Origin of the sequence: Paenibacillus arenosi (genome assembly GCF_014841135.1) — a bacterium.
GTDB classification, from domain to species: domain Bacteria; phylum Bacillota; class Bacilli; order Paenibacillales; family Paenibacillaceae; genus Paenibacillus_B; species Paenibacillus_B arenosi.
Window position 1 is genome coordinate 195,222 of the sequence record NZ_JACYTN010000004.1, and the last position, 16,913, is coordinate 212,134.

General features: G+C 39.7%; 18 protein-coding genes. 4 read left to right on the plus strand and 14 right to left on the minus strand.

All coding sequences use genetic code 11. The annotated features are described in order from the left end of the window. Positions 1 to 141: 141 nt before the first annotated feature. The 7 genes from rarD to IFO66_RS09090 all read right to left on the minus strand — a co-directional run bounded on the left by rarD (position 142) and on the right by IFO66_RS09090 (position 5,584). Positions 142 to 1,074, minus strand: coding sequence for an EamA family transporter RarD (rarD, locus tag IFO66_RS09060; RefSeq protein ID WP_192024845.1), 933 nt, complete (start codon positions 1,072 to 1,074; stop codon positions 142 to 144). Between the two features lie 157 nt (positions 1,075 to 1,231). Continuing rightward, on the minus strand, positions 1,232 to 1,897 hold the full coding sequence (locus IFO66_RS09065; protein WP_225445618.1) for an ABC transporter ATP-binding protein: 666 nt from the start codon (positions 1,895 to 1,897) through the stop codon (positions 1,232 to 1,234). Between the two features lie 7 nt (positions 1,898 to 1,904). Next, positions 1,905 to 3,185, minus strand: coding sequence for an ABC transporter permease family protein (locus IFO66_RS09070; RefSeq protein WP_192024846.1), 1,281 nt, complete (start codon positions 3,183 to 3,185; stop codon positions 1,905 to 1,907). After that, on the minus strand, positions 3,182 to 4,021 hold the full coding sequence (locus tag IFO66_RS09075; RefSeq protein ID WP_192024847.1) for a hypothetical protein: 840 nt from the start codon (positions 4,019 to 4,021) through the stop codon (positions 3,182 to 3,184). The genes IFO66_RS09070 and IFO66_RS09075 overlap by 4 nt, the downstream gene beginning before the upstream one ends. Positions 4,022 to 4,233: 212 nt before the next feature. Further along, positions 4,234 to 4,653, minus strand: coding sequence for a hypothetical protein (locus tag IFO66_RS09080; RefSeq protein ID WP_192024848.1), 420 nt, complete (start codon positions 4,651 to 4,653; stop codon positions 4,234 to 4,236). A 392-nt stretch (positions 4,654 to 5,045) separates the two neighbouring features. Beyond that, positions 5,046 to 5,264, minus strand: a complete 219-nt coding sequence (locus IFO66_RS09085) for a hypothetical protein (RefSeq protein ID WP_192024849.1) — start codon at positions 5,262 to 5,264, stop codon at positions 5,046 to 5,048. A gap of 14 nt (positions 5,265 to 5,278) precedes the next feature. Beyond that, positions 5,279 to 5,584 carry a hypothetical protein gene (locus tag IFO66_RS09090; RefSeq protein WP_192024850.1) on the minus strand — a complete coding sequence of 102 codons (306 nt, stop codon included), beginning with the start codon at positions 5,582 to 5,584 and terminating at the stop codon, positions 5,279 to 5,281. A 214-nt stretch (positions 5,585 to 5,798) separates the two neighbouring features. Between IFO66_RS09090 and IFO66_RS09095 the strand changes: the two genes are divergently transcribed. Then, positions 5,799 to 6,662: a D-alanyl-D-alanine carboxypeptidase family protein gene (locus tag IFO66_RS09095; RefSeq protein ID WP_192024851.1), complete on the plus strand. Its 864-nt coding sequence runs from the start codon at positions 5,799 to 5,801 to the stop codon at positions 6,660 to 6,662. On the opposite strand, the gene IFO66_RS09100 is transcribed toward IFO66_RS09095, so the two are convergent. The 3 genes from IFO66_RS09100 to IFO66_RS09110 form a co-directional block, all read right to left on the minus strand. Then, entirely contained in the window at positions 6,659 to 7,627 is a 969-nt protein-coding gene (locus IFO66_RS09100) for a glutaminase (RefSeq protein WP_225445640.1), read from the minus strand. The genes IFO66_RS09095 and IFO66_RS09100 overlap by 4 nt on opposite strands. A 195-nt stretch (positions 7,628 to 7,822) precedes the next feature. Next, positions 7,823 to 8,062, minus strand: a complete 240-nt coding sequence (locus IFO66_RS09105; RefSeq protein WP_192024853.1) for a hypothetical protein — start codon at positions 8,060 to 8,062, stop codon at positions 7,823 to 7,825. A 241-nt stretch (positions 8,063 to 8,303) separates the two neighbouring features. Then, positions 8,304 to 8,717 (minus strand): hypothetical protein, encoded by a 414-nt coding sequence (locus IFO66_RS09110; RefSeq protein WP_192024854.1) that lies wholly within the window; start codon positions 8,715 to 8,717, stop codon positions 8,304 to 8,306. Positions 8,718 to 9,156: 439 nt separating this feature from the next. Here IFO66_RS09110 and IFO66_RS09115 point away from each other — a divergent pair, with 439 nt between their 5' ends. Beyond that, on the plus strand, positions 9,157 to 11,160 hold the full coding sequence (locus IFO66_RS09115; RefSeq protein WP_192024855.1) for a bifunctional 2',3'-cyclic-nucleotide 2'-phosphodiesterase/3'-nucleotidase: 2,004 nt from the start codon (positions 9,157 to 9,159) through the stop codon (positions 11,158 to 11,160). 239 nt (positions 11,161 to 11,399) lie between these two features. Here the strand turns inward: IFO66_RS09115 and IFO66_RS09120 are convergent, their stop codons facing one another. Then, complete coding sequence (locus IFO66_RS09120) at positions 11,400 to 11,963, minus strand: DNA-3-methyladenine glycosylase I (protein WP_192024856.1); 564 nt, start codon at positions 11,961 to 11,963, stop codon at positions 11,400 to 11,402. Between the two features lie 207 nt (positions 11,964 to 12,170). Here IFO66_RS09120 and IFO66_RS09125 point away from each other — a divergent pair, with 207 nt between their 5' ends. Continuing rightward, positions 12,171 to 13,718, plus strand: coding sequence for an FAD-dependent oxidoreductase (locus tag IFO66_RS09125; protein ID WP_192024857.1), 1,548 nt, complete (start codon positions 12,171 to 12,173; stop codon positions 13,716 to 13,718). Positions 13,719 to 13,931: 213 nt separating this feature from the next. Here IFO66_RS09125 and IFO66_RS09130 read toward each other — a convergent pair whose 3' ends face one another. Both IFO66_RS09130 and IFO66_RS09135 read right to left on the minus strand, forming a co-directional pair. Next, positions 13,932 to 14,129: an EamA family transporter gene (locus IFO66_RS09130; RefSeq protein WP_225445619.1), complete on the minus strand. Its 198-nt coding sequence runs from the start codon at positions 14,127 to 14,129 to the stop codon at positions 13,932 to 13,934. Between the two features lie 14 nt (positions 14,130 to 14,143). Further along, positions 14,144 to 15,154, minus strand: coding sequence for a serine hydrolase domain-containing protein (locus IFO66_RS09135; protein ID WP_192024858.1), 1,011 nt, complete (start codon positions 15,152 to 15,154; stop codon positions 14,144 to 14,146). 196 nt (positions 15,155 to 15,350) lie between these two features. On the opposite strand from IFO66_RS09135, the gene IFO66_RS09140 reads away from it, so the two are divergent. Further along, a complete protein-coding gene (locus tag IFO66_RS09140) occupies positions 15,351 to 16,142 on the plus strand; it encodes an AAC(3) family N-acetyltransferase (RefSeq protein ID WP_192024859.1) in 792 nt (263 codons plus the stop codon). Positions 16,143 to 16,301: 159 nt separating this feature from the next. On the opposite strand, the gene IFO66_RS09145 is transcribed toward IFO66_RS09140, so the two are convergent. Further along, the gene (locus tag IFO66_RS09145; RefSeq protein WP_192024860.1) at positions 16,302 to 16,889 is read right to left on the minus strand and encodes an NAD(P)H-dependent oxidoreductase; all 588 of its coding nucleotides are present in this window, start codon (positions 16,887 to 16,889) and stop codon (positions 16,302 to 16,304) included. Positions 16,890 to 16,913 lie beyond the last annotated feature (24 nt).

Sequence of the window (16,913 nt, forward strand, 5' to 3'; positions counted from 1 at the left end):
AGAAAACGAGCCTCTACGGCTCGTTTCGTGTTCTCTGGTTTATTCATATATCGAAAATCCACCATAATAGGATTAGCTTCCGGCTGCATATCTGGGGAAAATACGATCCATACTTTATTCAATAAAGACCGAAATAAATACCTACTTCTTATGAGCAGCAAGCTGCAGCTCTTGCTTTCTTCGAAGCAGCAATTCTTTAGAACGAGAATAAGTAAATAAAATCAGCGCGAGCCAGATCATCATAAAAGCAATGAGTTGTGGAGTGCTAAACGATTCATCAAATAGGAACAGCCCTAGTCCAAGCATAATCGTAGGTGCTATATATTGAAGAAAACCTACCAATGTAAACGATATACGCTTCGTCCCTGCTGCAAATAATAGAAGGGGAACAGCAGTTACCGCACCAGCGCCTATTAATAAGAACATCGTTGTTACATCCCTATCCCAGAATGAAGGCGAACTTTCAAAGCTGAACAGGAAAATAAGCGCAAACGGTACCATGATGAGCGTCTCAATCGTTAATCCTGCCCAAGCACTAATCGGAACGGTCTTCTTCATGAGACCATAGAAGCTAAAGGTAGTAGCTAATATTAAAGCGGCCCACGGGAAATATCCATAGTACAATACGAGACCAAGCACTCCCACTCCTGCAATAGCTACAGACAACCATTCCAGCTTCTTCAAGCGCTCTTTCAAGAAAATAGTGGCGAGAAAAATGTTAAAGAGCGGGTTCATGTAATAACCCAAACTCGCTTCAATAACCCGATCACTTTCTACGGCAAAAATATAAACGAGCCAATTCACACTAATGACGACAGCAGCAAGAATAATCCTGATCGCCTGTTTTTTATCAGTAAACACGTGCTGAATTTCCTTGATTATGTCCTTTAGCTTACCAAGCAGCAGCAGAACAATGACCATAAACACCAAAGACCAAATAATGCGATGCGCTAACACTTCCCCCGCTGGAACGGAGCCAATTGCCTTCCAATAGATGGGAAGAACTCCCCACAAGATATAAGACACTACGGCTGCCAGCACACCTAGAGCATACGGGTTTTGTTTTGTTTCCATGCTAAGCCTCCACTCTATCCAATCATTTATCTAATTTTGTATTTACTATATCAAAATTTGTATATTAAATGGTGGAGAAATTATATATCTGCACAAATAAAAAAAAGACCCGCAAGCCATAACCAAGCTAGCAAGTCAGTCTAGAAATTAGTAAGGGTTAACTAATCAGCAATAGTCCTTCTTTGGATAATTGATACGTTTTATCACAATGCTTAGAAACAATATCATTATGAGTCACGACTATAATGATAGCCCCTTCTGATTTCAAAAAGTTAAAATGAGTTAAAATCATTAGTGCAGTTTCATCATCCAAAGCTGCGGTAGGTTCATCTGCGATAATTAATTGTGGCTTTTTAAGGATAGATCGAATAATTCCTGCACGTTGTATTTCTCCACCTGATAATGCATTAATCTTTTTGTCTAGCAGATTATTTATCTCAAAAAGCATACTTAAACTTTCAATCTGCTGCATGTATTCTTTTTTCTTCTCTTCATCCTTCTCAAACCACACTGGAACACAAATATTTTCTAGCACAGTTAATTCAGGAATCATTGGACTGTGTTGAGAAATATACCCCACGTTCGCTTGACGAAATTTAGATAGTGAGTTAATACTTTTATCATTCATTAGTATCTCATTATAATAGTACTCGCCAGAGGTAGCTCTCTCTAATCCAGCCATTATATTTAATAGCGTACTTTTTCCTACACCACTTTTTCCTTTTATAGCAATCATTTCACAATTCTTACAACTTAAATTTATATCATTTAAAATAACACGACTATTATATTCCTTTGTTATATTCGTTAATTTTAGAATCAAGATAAGATCATCCCTTCAATTCACGAACAATATCTAACTTTAAAAAGATCCGCTTAACAAATACATAAGACATTATTGACATAAAAATAGAAAAAACGGCTACCAGCAGTAAGTACATAAATAATATAGACGCTGATAATCCGATTAAGACAATACCAATAACAAGTGGAAGTAAACTCCCAAATATATAGGTTATTAAAGACTGTAAACTAATCATTTTGTAAATATAACTTAATGTTGCACCATTAATCAGGAATACTTTATAAGTAGATACATTTCTTTTTGTTTTTATAAATAGAGATAATAATAAAACCCCTATCGCAAGTGCTAACAAACTAAATGACAGCACCAGCAACGTTATTCTATTCGTTTCAGTCATTTGAACTAAAGTATTTATTTTCAAACTATTAGCACCAATTATTGAGTAGTGACTAAACCCAGTCTGTAGGGCAATTTCACCTACTAATTTACGAATCTGCACCGGGTCTAATTCCGATAGTATCGTCCCATTAGCCCTACTCAGCAGCGATGCTCTAAAAAAAATAGGATATTCTGAAGCGTCATTCGTTAACTGAGATGGTGATTTATTAAAATACATTGCAGGTATCATTATATACCGATCTAGTAATATTTCCGGTCTATTGACTGTTATAATTTTTTGTAATGGTTGTATTATTCCTACAACTGTTCCTTTAAAACTTTGCTGGTAATATTCAATATCTATTTGATCACCTATTTTATAAATACCGTTGTATTCAGCACCTAGAATGACGGGTATTTGATTCCCTATAAACACATACTCTTCATCATCAAATAATCTGCCTTGGCTGAGCTGAATATTATTATAAGACAAGGCATCGCTATCAACTTGGATTGACTTTACCGAGTGATATTCTTTACCATTTATCTTGTAGATTGAAACCTCACTTCCATTTTCATAATAAGCACTAAAGATTTTATCACCTTTAAAATTAACTACTCCAATTGGCTGCCAAATTGCATTAAAATATTGAAAATCTGTAGATTTTTCCAATGCATTAGCAAACTCATTTAATTTATCGTAGTTACTGGCTCTTGAAAAAAACTCCGTTTCTAGTTCATCCACCAAATGATCCGAAAGTTTATACATTTGTTTATTTTTAAAATTCTCAGTTGTACCTACTTCTATCTCTGTCTGCTTGATATTAATCACTAAAACCAATAAAAAGAAAAACAACAATGTTGCGGTCAACAGTGTAAAAAAATTCAGTAATTTATTTTGTCTAAAGAGTATCCGAACAATCCTCAATATTTCTTCCCACCTTTCTTAATTGAGTGGATAAACACTACAAATAAACTTTGTACCATCATTAATAAGAGCGACCCCATAATTGTAATAATAGAATAGCTAATCCAGTCTTCACCCCAAGTTGGATATAAGTAATTTTTCACAACTATAGATATCAATATCATAATGGTGGAACAAACTATACAGGGAATCACTCTGTATTTAAAGATAGCTATGTAAATGTATGACAGCGTGTAACCTGTTGTATGCATAATACTTATCAAATATTTCTCTTTGTTGAGAGAAATATTGTTTATCAAAAAATATATGACTATGATTAAAATGAAAAATAACTGAAGACCAAGAAGTAAGGATCGATTAGAATATAGCGAGTAAGTACCGTATTTTTCTTCATCTATAATTTCAATCTTATTAGGATGAATGATCTCATTTAAAAGTTTTACTTTATCTCTAGCCGTAGTATTAAATACAAAATAATTTCCTTTATTCAAATCAATATGTCGGGATCTAGGTAACAACCAAGCTTCTGAATTTAGTAGATATGAATTTTTAGCAGTAAAATACCCAGCAATTTTATAATTAGCGGGAATGATTGTTGTCGAGACTTCTTTACCTATTATTGCAATATTCTCAACTTGTCGCTCCATAAATGTTGCACTTTCTAATGCAGTTGCTGGAAGCTTAATATCACCATTCATCCATAGAATTTTACTGTTAGAAGAATCGGGATTATATTGAAACAACATAAATGTACCTGATTTTTTAATTTCCGCCTCTTCTAACTTTGTTATTTTAAATGTGATTGCCTCTTTATTTACAAATCCATTATTAATCATGTTGATATAATCCAGTCTAAACATAGCATAAAATACTGATAGGATCAGTAAGCAAAAGAATGAAAATATGATGTAATGCACTATATTTTTTTTCACTTGTAAATATAACATTACCTCTTATGTAAGAGAGACTACCCTAGAAAAAAAGAAGTTCGTTATGTATGTATACCAGTATTTCTAGACTAGTCTCTTACTATCTCCTTATTATATTATTAATTACCCCAATACGTTTTAGCGATTGTTAAATCGGCATTCCAATATCCAGTTGAAGCAGTCGTAGCATCAGTTCCCCAAACGCGATCAGTATCACCTACGTAACCACTCATAGGCCACATATTTTCAAATCTTGCACGCGTATAATGATATACACCAGCCCACTTCGTTTCTCCAGTTAAATTAGTTTCTAAGACAGATCCTCTTTCTCTTGTTTTCCGAGAAGCCGTATGACTATCTGGTTCAGATGAAGCTTGCACAGAAATGGCGTTGCTAGGATTCGTGAAATAGCCTCGATCTTCACTCCAACCTCCAGATGCGCCATTTTGGGATAAACGTATATCATTCCCAAATACAGTGACTGATGAAGCCACTAGAACAACTGCTGAAAGTAACGCCGCGGTAGCTAACTTTTTCAAAAAAATCTCTCCTTCCATTTTTTGTATTTTTTTTACTTTCCAAACATATCATACTCACTAGTTATTGTATACTTATTTTACATTTTTGGTAATTAAGAACTATAGGATTTGATGTAACCTGATAACTTTGAAGTATGTCATTACTACTTATGAAACATGACTTGGATTGATTCTAACTTAAGTATTCGTAGCTCCCAGCTCTCATAGATCATTTTTTAGTTAACTTCCTAGATTCTTTATTTCGATTACTCAAATACTAATAGCCCACTTTGAGTTAAGATATAGTATTTCACCTTACTAGTTTATACCTCAAACCCTAAGTGAGCATTTTCGTTATGATGTAGTACTTTCTTTCTATATTCAGAAATCCCAACTTACAACAGTCTGTTCATTTACATACTATGACTCGATCTCCCATGTTTAAGCTCAAGGATTGATTTAATTTTGGACGTGATTGCCGCTATAATAACAGTGAAGATACCGGCAACAATAAATAGCAAACCGATTCCTCGAGTTGGACCAGTCCCAATATATTCCCCAACGGTTGAAGCGAGCAGTCCACCTTCTTGCAATAGCGGGTTAAACAAATAATCCGCCAAAAAGCCAGCCATGCTGTACTCGATAATTAAACCAACGAGACAAGCATAACGAGCAGCAGGACACCTTTATTTAGAAGTGACTGCATGCCACGCCATCCCTTGGCCAACTCCTTTACAAAAAATTGGGATGTAAATTCCTTGGCAGCAACTTGCAGCCCTTGCATGACGACTATGACTGCGACCAAGGCAATAAGAAAGGTGCCAATATTAATAATGAGGATCGTATCAATCGTTGTAATGCTTAATAAGAAGCCTGCAATAATCGGAGAAAATAATAACTTAGCTGAATCGTCGTAACAGGATATTAGAAAGGAACGAGCATAGTGTAACAAGTACGATACTTCTGGCCGTATTAGTCTACTGAAATGCATACAGTTAGCCCAGCCTAGTAGTACTACACAAAAAAGAACTAATTGAAGTCGCTACCTATGAAGAATACCGTTTTTCATTTTACCGATACCAATTTAATAAAAACTTTATTTTTTCTTCCCTCCCATTTAAACATTCATGTCTAGACTAGACTTACACAACTATGGAGGTTAGAAAATGAAACGTGCGAAAAAAACGATGACCTTTATCCTCATCCTTCTCCTTGTATGTATTGCTTTCCCATTCATCGCGGAGCCGAACATCGATGCGAAGGCCGCCATTCTCATGGAAGCTGAAACCGGAAAAATACTTTATAGCATAAATGAAAACACACCCCTCGCTCCAGCCAGCATGTCAAAACTAATGACGGAGTACATCGTATTGGAGCATATTTATAAGGGTAACTTGAAATGGAATGATACGGTCGTTATTAATGCCACAACTGTTGATAGCGAAGGAGTAAAAATAGATGTCGATATTGGCGATCACATTTCGGTTAAAGACCTATTTTATGCGATGGTCGTCTCATCAGCGAATAATGCTGCAGTCGCACTAGCTGAACATATTGCTGGTAGTGAAGAGCAGTTCACGCAACTCATGAATGAAAAGGCGAAGCAAATGCAATTATCGCCTCATACACACTTTGTCAATGCAACGGGACTCGCTAATGAAAACCATGAAGAATCGAGAATGACTGCGCTCGATATCGCTAAATTATCGCAGCAGCTATTAGAAAAATTTCCGGATGTCGTCGCCATTACCAAACTTGATTCATACACATTAGAGCATAACGGCACCGTCCTAACAGCAACGAATAAAATGCTGGACCCGTATAATCAAGCTATTTATTTTAAAAGCGTTGACGGATTAAAGACGGGCTTTACGAATTTAGCTGGCTATAGCTTTGCAGGAACAGCCAAGGAAGGCGATAAACGATTAATCTCCGTCGTCATGGGTACGGATAGTGGTACAGAGCGATTTAAAGAAACCAAGAAATTATTGTCCTTTGGGTTCAATAAGTTTTATATTCCTTTTATTTAAAAAATATTAAAATCCCATTCCTTAGCGATATGCTTCAATAACATGCCTCCGGCTACGCTGTTGCCGTATTCATCAATCGCTGGGCCATAAATGCCAATCCCACATCCCGCGGGAAACGGAGAATCTGGGGCACTTGCATGCGTCGGCACGGCTGCCATGATGCCTCCAGAAACACCGCTTTTTGCGGGCACGCCGATAAATGCGGCGAATTTTCCAGAGGCGTTATACATGCCGCATGTGACCATTAATGCTTTCGCCAACTTAGCAACTTCCTTCGGGAAGAGCTGTTCTTTACGAAACGGATGATAGCCATCATGAGCTAGCACCAATCCAATCATCGCGATATCCTGCGTATGTACTTCAATGGAACATTCTTTTAAGTACACCTCCAAAGCCTGCTCCACTGAGCTTTCGAGAAATCCTGTTCCCTTCAAATAATAAGCGAGCGAACGATTCCGATCGGCTGTCTGCCATTCGGACTGATACACTTCTTCATTAATACCGACGCGTCTTCCTACCATTTTCTCAATAAAGGCCAATATAGAGTCTATTTTTTGCTGCGGCGACTTGCCGCCAAGTAAGGAGGAAACCGTAATCGCACCGGCATTAATCATCGGATTAAACGGCTTGCCTGGTTTATGTACTTCTAGACGAACGATGGAATTAAAGGCATCTCCAGTCGGTTCCACATCTACTCGTTCCAATACATAGGCAGCCCCGTGTTCCACACAAGCAGCTATGAAGCCAATCACTTTCGATACGCTTTGTAGTGTGAATAGGGCTTCGCAATCTCCTGACTGTGCAAGTTTCCCATCTGATCCAATTATCGTGACCCCTAGCTGTGAGGGGTCGGCATTTGCCAAAGCTGGAATATAGGCTGCGCATCGTCCATTCGAGGTATAGGGGCGATAATGCTCCAACCATGTATGTAGAGCCGTATTTGCTTCCTGTAAAGCAGCTTGCATAGCTTGGCCTAGCTGGATGTTTTCATTTGCCATAGACATGCCCCTTTTCTCCTCTACCACAGAAAATATAGACGGGTATTGCGTATTAAATTGATTCTCATCGTATTCGAAGTCTAGAGAATTAGCAAGCATTTCGCAAACAAGTTTTTACGGTGATGGCTAGACTTCCAAACCCTATTATTTACGCTTGAATGATTACTTTACCGGGGGCATTACATGATCCGGAATAAGGGACGTATACACTTCCCCCTCCAATTGCTTGCCATTCCAAGCGTGCTTGTTCAATAATGTTTGTATTAAGTATTGCATCAATCGCCGTGCAGGCAATGTTTTGGTCGCCATACGATAAGGGATATATCCTGAAAACAGCCCGAAGTCCACTTGATTGTTATGTTCAGCAACAATGAAACTGCGCCCTGGTAGCGAACGTGACACTACTCGCAAAGTGGTAGGAAGCTGATGGTGTTTTGGGTGATGAGGAACGCCTAAAGTCCCAATTTCAGAGGTGGTTGGAACTTAGCATCCCATTTCAGAAAACTTTTTCTAATATCAATTTGCGAGCTATGACAGCTACGCTGGTATTAACCCAAATTAAACGGCCTTAGTCCAATGAACTTCAGGACTAAGGCCGTTTAAGGACTTTAATTTTTATGCTGTCTACTTGACGAGGTGCAGTTCAATCACAATTAAGCCCTTTTTCCCACTCGCTTTTTAAGTCGCGGCCAAACTGTCGGATTTCATCATCGGCTGCAATCAACGTAAAGTCTTGTTGAGATCCAAAAAAATGGAGTTTATGCGTATTGCCCTTTTCTAACTTCGTCCATTCCAATTGATATAGATGGTTTTCGAAAGAGGTGTACAAATTATTCAACTTAAAATCGTTTAATTCCTCAAGCGGAAAATTCGAAGTCACTTCCACATAATCTTTAATCGTCAAATTCGTCCAGCCGAAGTCCAACTCATAAACGATACGGTTTCCCTTGTAGTGTTTGAAATGAAGTCGACATCCTTCGTACTCGCCGGGTATGCACTTTAAAAAAGAGAATTCAACATAAGTTCCATTTTCCTGTATGTCTCGCAGTGTCGCCATTCCATTACTCCTTTAATTTGTAGAGCTAGTTTTTAGTAGTATGTTGTATTCTACTATGAAATGATTACAATTTCCAAAGTGATTTCCACCAACGTTTAGTGATATTTACACGATTGTCAATCGTGTTCTTGCCGGTGTCATTGTAGATCGTGAAAACGTTATTCTCATCACGATCCAAAATAGCTGTTATTTTGTTGTTTGGATCATATATAACGCGGGAACCTTGCATTTTGAAGCTTGCTTATGGGGTGCCCCAGCAAAATGTAGGTTAACAATGTGATTGATTTTACAAACTGTCGCATTTGTTTTTACAAAATGACCTTTGTTCAATAATTGTGTTAAATTTTCCATTGAACTCTATCTTAATCCCGATTCTAATGATAGAATGAACTCGGTTGAAACATTAACAATCACCTACTCATTAGGAGGAATATCCAGCATGAAACTTTCAACAAGGCAGAAAATCACAAGTCTTGTACTCTCCGCGTCATTAGTCGTGGGAACGTTTTCATTCACGCTTTCTTCCATTCATGCAGACACAAGTACAACTTCCGATTCGGTACTGAAACTGCGTCTCATGGAAACAACCGATTTGCACACCAATATGGTCAACTACGATTACTACCAAGACAAATTAACAGATGAGTATGGTTTGGCGAAAACCGCAACGTTGATCAAACAAGCACGCAAAGAGGTAAAAAACAGCATGTTGTTTGACAATGGGGACCTCCTGCAAGGCAATCCGCTTGGTGATTACGTTGCAAAGGTGAAACCATTGAAAGATGGTGAGACACATCCTGTATACAAAGCTATGAACGAATTGCAATACGATGCAGCGAACATCGGCAACCACGAATTCAACTTCGGACTAGAGCATTTAGATCGCAGCTTGAAAGGCGCGAAATTCCCTTATGTTAACTCCAACGTTTATTATGATGACAAAGATAAAAATCCTAACAACGACAAAAATAGATACACACCTTACGTCATTTTAGATCGTACATTCAAAGATGAGGCAGGCAAAGATGTCAAGCTTAAAGTCGGCGTAATCGGGTTCGTACCACCACAAATTATGGACTGGGACGAAGCGCATCTTAGCGGCAAAGTTATTGCGAAAGATATGGTTGAATCCGCGAAGAAGTTCGTTCCTGAAATGAAGCAGAAAGGTGCAGATATTATCGTTGCGATCCCTCATGCCGGCATCGGTACAGCGGAAGAAGCAGCAGGGAAAAATGCGGAAAATGCCAACTTGGCACTTAGCAAAGTAGAAGGCATAGATGCCATTTTATTTGGTCACTCTCACGCAGTGTTCCCGGGTAAAGGCTTTGATAATATTAAAGGCGTAGACGCGAAAAAAGGTCTCATTAACGGAGTTCCAGCTGTAATGCCCGGATTCTGGGGCGACCACCTCGGTGTCATTGATTTGGAATTGAAACAAGTGAATGGCGAATGGGATGTAGTGAATTCTATATCGGAAGCCGTGCCTGTATTTGATAAAGAGAACAAAAAAGCACTCGTTGAAGCAGACAAGACGATTGTCGACGCTGTAAAAGAAGAGCATGATCACACTGTGAAATGGGTTCGTTCCGCAGTAGGTAAGACGACGGCGCCTATTCACAGCTACTTCGCGCTTGTACAAGACGATCCATCTGTACAAATCGTAACGAATGCTCAAAGATGGTTCACAGAGAAAGCAATTAAAGGTACAGAGCTAGAAGGCATCCCGGTTCTTTCTGCTGGCGCACCATTCAAAGCAGGCGGACGTCAAGGCGTTAACTACTACACGAACATTCCTAAAGGAACATTAGCCATTAAGAACGTAGCTGACTTGTATGTATACCCGAATACGGTAAAAGTAGTAAAAATCAACGGTACGCAAGTACAAGAATGGTTGGAGCGTTCTGCTGGACAGTTCAACCAAATCGATCCGAAGAAAAAAGGCGAGCAAGCTTTGATCAATGAGCAATTCCGTACGTACAACTTCGACATTTTGGATGGCGTAACGTACCAAATCGATGTAACGCAGCCTTCCAAATACGATGCTGACGGTAAGCTTATTAACAAGAATGCGAAGCGTATCAAAAACTTGTCTTACAAAGGTAAGCCTGTTAAAGCAACGGACAAGTTCCTAGTTGTTACAAATAACTACCGTGCGACAGGTGGCGGTAGCTTCCCAGGCCTTGATGGCTCCAACATCGTCATCGATTCGCAAGAAGAGACTCGCCAAGTTGTTATTAACTACATTTTAGAGAAGAAGACGATCAACCCAACAGCGGACAAGAACTGGTCGTTCGTTGCGTTGAAGAACAAAGCAAATGTGACGTTCATTACTTCTCCAAATGCGAAAGAGTTCGCGAAGAAACAGCCGCACATGAAGTACCAATCTACATTGGACACAGGCTTCACGAAGTTCAGCATTGATTTGAGTAAGAAGACAAAGTAATTGATTAAATATAAAAACAAATGAAAGCAAGCCGCCCCAGTATACATTGATGGGTAGCAGCTGAAAATTATTAACCTAGTGAATTAAAAAAGCAGTGGTCGTATGGGAAGTGAACTAACACACCTAGACTTCCACTGCTCTTATATTATAAAAAACTCATTTCTGAATTGCTCATTATCAAAATGAGAGAAAGATACCACTTGTTATCAACAGTAAGGCGAAGTATTTTCCACTACTCGCTATCGATTCCTAGGATGACAGGAACAATCCAGCGTATGGTCATTTACCATGCCCACTGCTTGCATATAAGAATAGCAAATCGTACTCCCTACAAACTTGAACCCATCTTTCTTCAGCCTTTTACTCATCCTATCACTGATTTCCGTTGAAACAGGCACGTCTTTAATGGTTGGCCATTGATTCACGATCGGCTTATCACCGACAAATCTCCAAATGTAATTGGAAAATGAGCCAAATTCTTTTTGAATTTTTAAAAATGCTTCGGCATTCGTAACGACGCTTTTAATCTTCAATTTATTTCGTACAATACCTGTGTCTTCGAGTAGAGACTGCAATTTCTCATCCGTATATCGAACAATTTTCTCTGCATCAAAATGATCGAAGGCTGTGCGGTAATTGTCCCGCTTCTGTAAAATCGTCCACCAGCTAAGCCCCGCCTGAGCGCCTTCTAAACATAGCATCTCGAACAAGATTCGATCATCATATACGGGCACTCCCCACTCTTTATCGTGATATTCCATATACAATGGCTCTTGATTCACCCACGCACAGCGTTTTAACATCGTTCAATCATCCTCCCTGTTGGAATTCTCGTGCTTGTATTTCTTATGCACACCGAACAACCTTACATCTAATAACCCCATAATAACAAACGTATGTTCTTATGTAAATGACCACAGAACTAACACCATATCGGCCCCTATTGATTAAAGCAACTCATGCACGGAAATGAATAGTAGCAGAGACCAATTGCAGGAGGAGTAACAACAATGACCGACAAAGAACCTTTAAACCCGCAAGGCATGCCTCAATTCCCTGAATCTTATTGGTGGGACTCGATCAGCCTTCCCTCCTTCTCAAAGCTCAGTGAGTCTAGTGTGGCTGAGATTGTAGTAGTGGGCGGCGGAATTACAGGAATAACAGCTGCTTATTTATTAGCCAAAGAAGGGCTCAACGTGATGTTAGTAGAAGCTGGGCGACTACTTAGCAGTACGACTGGAAATACAACGGCTAAAGTAACGGCACAGCATGACTTAATTTATGACGAGCTTATCCGCAACTTTGGTCAAGAAAAGGCTCAACTCTATTACAAAGCCAATCACGAAGCCATGCAATTTATGAAGCATATTATTCAAGAACACCAAATCGAATGTGATTTCAGTGAGCAAGATGCCTTTATTTATACCAACTCAGATAAATACATAAAGAAGCTAGAGAAAGAATTTGCCGCCTATGAGAAGCTAGGTATTCCTGGTGATCTAGTGGAGCAAATTGCGCTTCCGATCCCGATCCAATCCGCACTCGTCATGCATAAGCAGGCCCAATTCCATCCGTTGAAATATGCGAGTAAGCTCGTACAATTGTTTATTCAATTGGGCGGAACAATCTATGAGCATACTACCGTGGAGACTGTTGAAACAGAAGATCAACCTATAGTAGTTACCACGGAAGGACAGAAAATAACTTGTAAGCATGTTGTCTCCTGCTCACATTTCCCCATCATCGATGGGAAGGGATTTTATTTTGCCAAAATGCATGCAGAGCGCTCCTATGTCATCGGTATCAAAAGTGAAAAACGATATTTAGGTGGAATGTATCTAAGTGCAGATGAGCCGAAGCGCTCCATACGCGCCGCCACTTTGAGTAACGGTGAGGAACTGATTCTCATTGGTGGAGAAAGCCATACGACTGGGCAAGGCATATGTACCATCAAACATTATGAAGCACTGCAAGCTTTTGCTCAAAGTACGTTTGGCATCCAAGAGTTCCCCTATCGTTGGTCTGCTCAAGATTTTGTAACATTGGATAACTTGCCTTACATCGGGCATATTTCATCCTCGACTCCAAACATCTATGTAGCGACGGGTTACCGTAAATGGGGAATGAGTACAGGAACGGCAGCCGCCCTACTGCTGCGGGATATGATAATCGGGAAAGAAAATGCGTATCAAGAGCTATACACTCCTTCTAGATTCCATGCCACAACTGATGTGAAGAACTTTATTGTTCAAAATGTGGATGTTGCCAAGCACCTTATAGGAGGTAAGCTACAAATCATTCGAAAAAAGCCTGAAAGTCTATCGAATGACGAGGGTGCTGTCGTATCTGTGAATGGAAAAAGAGCCGGCGCTTATCGAGATCCAAAAGGAAACCTGCACATCGTCGACACGACGTGTACGCATCTAGGGTGCGAAGTGGAATGGAATGATGGGGATCGCAGCTGGGATTGCCCATGTCATGGCTCTCGATTCTCGTATGATGGCGCTGTCTTAGAAGGACCTGCGACGCAGCCGTTAAAGAAAGTGCAACAATCCTGAAGTTCATACTTCAGGATTGTTTTTTTGCTGAACTGTTTTATTTACAAAATAAATGCCCACGATAATGAACAAGCCTCCAACGATTAAGGAAGGATACAGCGGCTCCCCTAATAACAACCAACCCTAGAATGACGCCGATCCACTGATAAAACTTAAGAAAATACAGTCCATTACGCCAGCCGTTTGGAGAGAGCCAATGACGAACATCTTTACTCAATCGCTCGTAGTAGTTGGATGTGGTCGGTTGAGAGCAAATACGATTATTCCCATGATGATCCCAGCAAGCAGAAATCTTAATGCCGCTAATAATAATGGCGATGAATAAGGCAAGCCTATTTTCACGACTGCAAAGGAAAAACCCATTAAGAGCGTAGTTAACAAAATAATTACGGTAAACTTGAAAGTACTCAATAATTGATTTCTCCTTATTTCAAACAGCTCACTACACAGTCGCCAAAACCTTTAATGTCAGGAAGATATTCATATCCAGGTGCTGATCCCCAACTATTAAACATACGAACGACTACTGTTTCGTACTGAGGAATTACGAGCAAGGCTACATTCGAGTATCCCAGTATTTGATAGGAACCTTTTGGAACAGAACCCCCTATCTCGCTGCGTTTCGCTGGTAGATCCTTCACGAAACAGAGGAAGCCATTCTGCGGCAAATCTTTATCCTTAAACGCTGGGCTTTGCAGCGTAGTTGCCATCTCAATAATTCCTTGAGGGACGATTTGTTTTCCAAGCACATTTCCTTGTTTCAGATGCAAGTAACCCCAACAGGCCAGCTCACGCGCCGAAACATACATATTCATTTTATCGCCATCCGTCGTATCGAACGTGTTCCAATGCGGATTATTCGGATCTCTCATCACTTCAGCAAAGTTGTCAGGTGATGCTGCATACCATCCCGCTTCTTTAAAGCCGAGCGGTTCAAATACTTCTTTAGCTAAAATTTGCGCGACTGCAAGCCCCGTCTTCTCATATACAATTCTGCACAATAGCTCAATGCCTACTATTCGATATGACCAACTGTCACCTGGTGCGAAATCACGACCAAGCCCATCGTCTTTCAATCCATGAGTATGGGTAACTAAATGCCTGATCGTAGTCTCCTTAAAAACATCAGCATCTAGGTCGGAGATGTAATGAGCCACCGGATCATCTAGGGATGATATGTATCCATGATACACGGCGTAAGCAACCGCAAATCCAATATAACTTTTACGAACAGAAGCTACATGAAATTGGGTGTCCTCTTGTACCGCCCTTGCACCTTGCATCAGTGACTGCTGTCCCCAATACGTTTCCGCAACGATGTTATCCTTATGGATCACCATAACAGCAGCGCCAGAACAATGGTTAGCAAGATAGGTTTGATAGACATGTTCAATTACCGGATCGAACTGATTAGAAATTTCTCTAGTCAATAACATCGGATCAGCTCCTTGGTTGGTAACATTTAACTAACGCCTATCCAATATTAGAACGCACGTTTCTATTTGTAAATATAAAAATTTTCATATAAATCAGAACCCATATGTTTCATATGTTATATTATTTTTAATCTATATTTTCCAGTTTTGAAGTTAGCAACGTTACTTGAAGTCCAGCTTGAGGAGAGAACACTTCATGACACAAGTACAATGGATTACAAAAGATAGAATACTATCCGACTTAAAAAAGCTAGGTGTTACTGAAGGTATGACGGTGATCGCCCATTCTTCCTTGAAATCAATTGGGAAAGTCGTAGGTGGATCTGTATCCGTCGTCCTCGCCTTAGAAGAAGCCGTTGGTAAATCGGGCAGTCTTGTAATGCCTACCCAAACCGAGCAGCTGTGTGATCCTACTGTATACGGAGGTGGCTATTCCGAAGAAGAGGTCCAAATAATCCGGGACGGTATGCCTATTTTCCATCCAGATCTAACACCTACTTCTTATATGGGATTTATACCTGAGACCTTCCGTAAACAAAATGGAGTACATCGAAGCGCTCATCCGCATGTGTCCTTTGCAGCTTGGGGCAAACATGCAGCATACATAACGGACATTCATCAGCTGAATTATGCTTTAAGTGAACAATCGCCCTTAGGCAAAATCTATGAGCTGGATGGCTATATTTTATTGCTCGGTGCGCCAACCGACTCCAATTCTTCCTTACACTTAGCAGAATACAAGCAGCAGAACACTTTTAAAAAAGAAGTCATATGGGATGTAAAGATTGCTGTAGATGGTGAGGAGAAATGGACAACTTATCAGGATATTAATAATTCCTCCGATGATTTCAGTCTCATATTCGATGACTTTAACAGGGATACAAACTATGTAATAGAAGGAAAAGTAGGAGAAGCGACCAGCTATTTGGTATCGATGAGAGCGATGGTAGATTACGCACTAAACTGGATGAATAACAAGCGAGCTTAATAGACAGCTGCGGGCGGCACAAGGAGCTAAAAGTAATCCAAACAAATAAAAACCATAAGCTTCGCTAATCATTAGGTAGCTTATGGTTTATTTCTTCGGCTGGATTTCCATTCAGGATTTTACGACTCTTTATCCCTTTACGTTTTCTATTATTTCTCGTTAATACGCCATCTTTTTAAAATATTGAAGCACTTTATTCATTTTCTTATCCTGGTTCCCTTTTGGGCTTTCCATATTACCAAATTCAAAAAACTTCACTTTTTTCATGCCTACGTACTGAAATAGCGCCTTTCTCATCAACACTTTATGGGCATTTGCTAACCAAAATAACGGATAAAAAGTAGGTCCTTTCATCATCGAAATACAGACGGCTGACTTCCCTTTCAACAGTCCTTCAGGTAGTAATCCACCATGATCTCGGTAAGCAAAGTTCGAAGCAAACATTTGATCGATATAACCTAACAGCATCGCGGGCGGCCGTCCCCACCAGATCGGGTATACAAATACAAGTTTGTCCGCCCACATTAGTTGTTCACGATATTTGGCTAGCTTAGGGTCTTTATGCATATCTCGTCTTCGCTTCGTTTCATTGAACACAAGTAACGGATCAAATTGTTCTTCGTACAAATCAAGCACCTGCATACTCGGCTTATTCGTATTTTCACTAATTCCTTGAATGACTTTTTGTAAAAAGGCATAACTAAGGCTTTTATGATTCGGGTGGGTATATACAACCAAAATGTTCATTGCTTTGCCCTCCATTACTTATCA

Excerpts from the sequence above, each read along its gene's own strand:
- rarD (WP_192024845.1), bottom strand. The coding sequence starts at position 1,074 with ATGGAAACAAAACAAAACCCGTATGCTCTAGGTGTGCTGGCAGCCGTA.
- IFO66_RS09075 (WP_192024847.1), bottom strand. The coding sequence starts at position 4,021 with ATGATTAATAATGGATTTGTAAATAAAGAGGCAATCACATTTAAAATA.
- IFO66_RS09085 (WP_192024849.1), bottom strand. The coding sequence starts at position 5,264 with ATGGCTGGCTTTTTGGCGGATTATTTGTTTAACCCGCTATTGCAAGAA.
- IFO66_RS09095 (WP_192024851.1), top strand. The coding sequence starts at position 5,799 with ATGAAACGTGCGAAAAAAACGATGACCTTTATCCTCATCCTTCTCCTT.
- IFO66_RS09100 (WP_225445640.1), bottom strand. The coding sequence starts at position 7,627 with ATGCAAGCTGCTTTACAGGAAGCAAATACGGCTCTACATACATGGTTG.
- IFO66_RS09110 (WP_192024854.1), bottom strand. The coding sequence starts at position 8,717 with ATGGCGACACTGCGAGACATACAGGAAAATGGAACTTATGTTGAATTC.
- IFO66_RS09115 (WP_192024855.1), top strand. The coding sequence starts at position 9,157 with ATGAAACTTTCAACAAGGCAGAAAATCACAAGTCTTGTACTCTCCGCG.
- IFO66_RS09120 (WP_192024856.1), bottom strand. The coding sequence starts at position 11,963 with ATGTTAAAACGCTGTGCGTGGGTGAATCAAGAGCCATTGTATATGGAA.
- IFO66_RS09125 (WP_192024857.1), top strand. The coding sequence starts at position 12,171 with ATGACCGACAAAGAACCTTTAAACCCGCAAGGCATGCCTCAATTCCCT.
- IFO66_RS09135 (WP_192024858.1), bottom strand. The coding sequence starts at position 15,154 with ATGTTATTGACTAGAGAAATTTCTAATCAGTTCGATCCGGTAATTGAA.
- IFO66_RS09140 (WP_192024859.1), top strand. The coding sequence starts at position 15,351 with ATGACACAAGTACAATGGATTACAAAAGATAGAATACTATCCGACTTA.
- IFO66_RS09145 (WP_192024860.1), bottom strand. The coding sequence starts at position 16,889 with ATGAACATTTTGGTTGTATATACCCACCCGAATCATAAAAGCCTTAGT.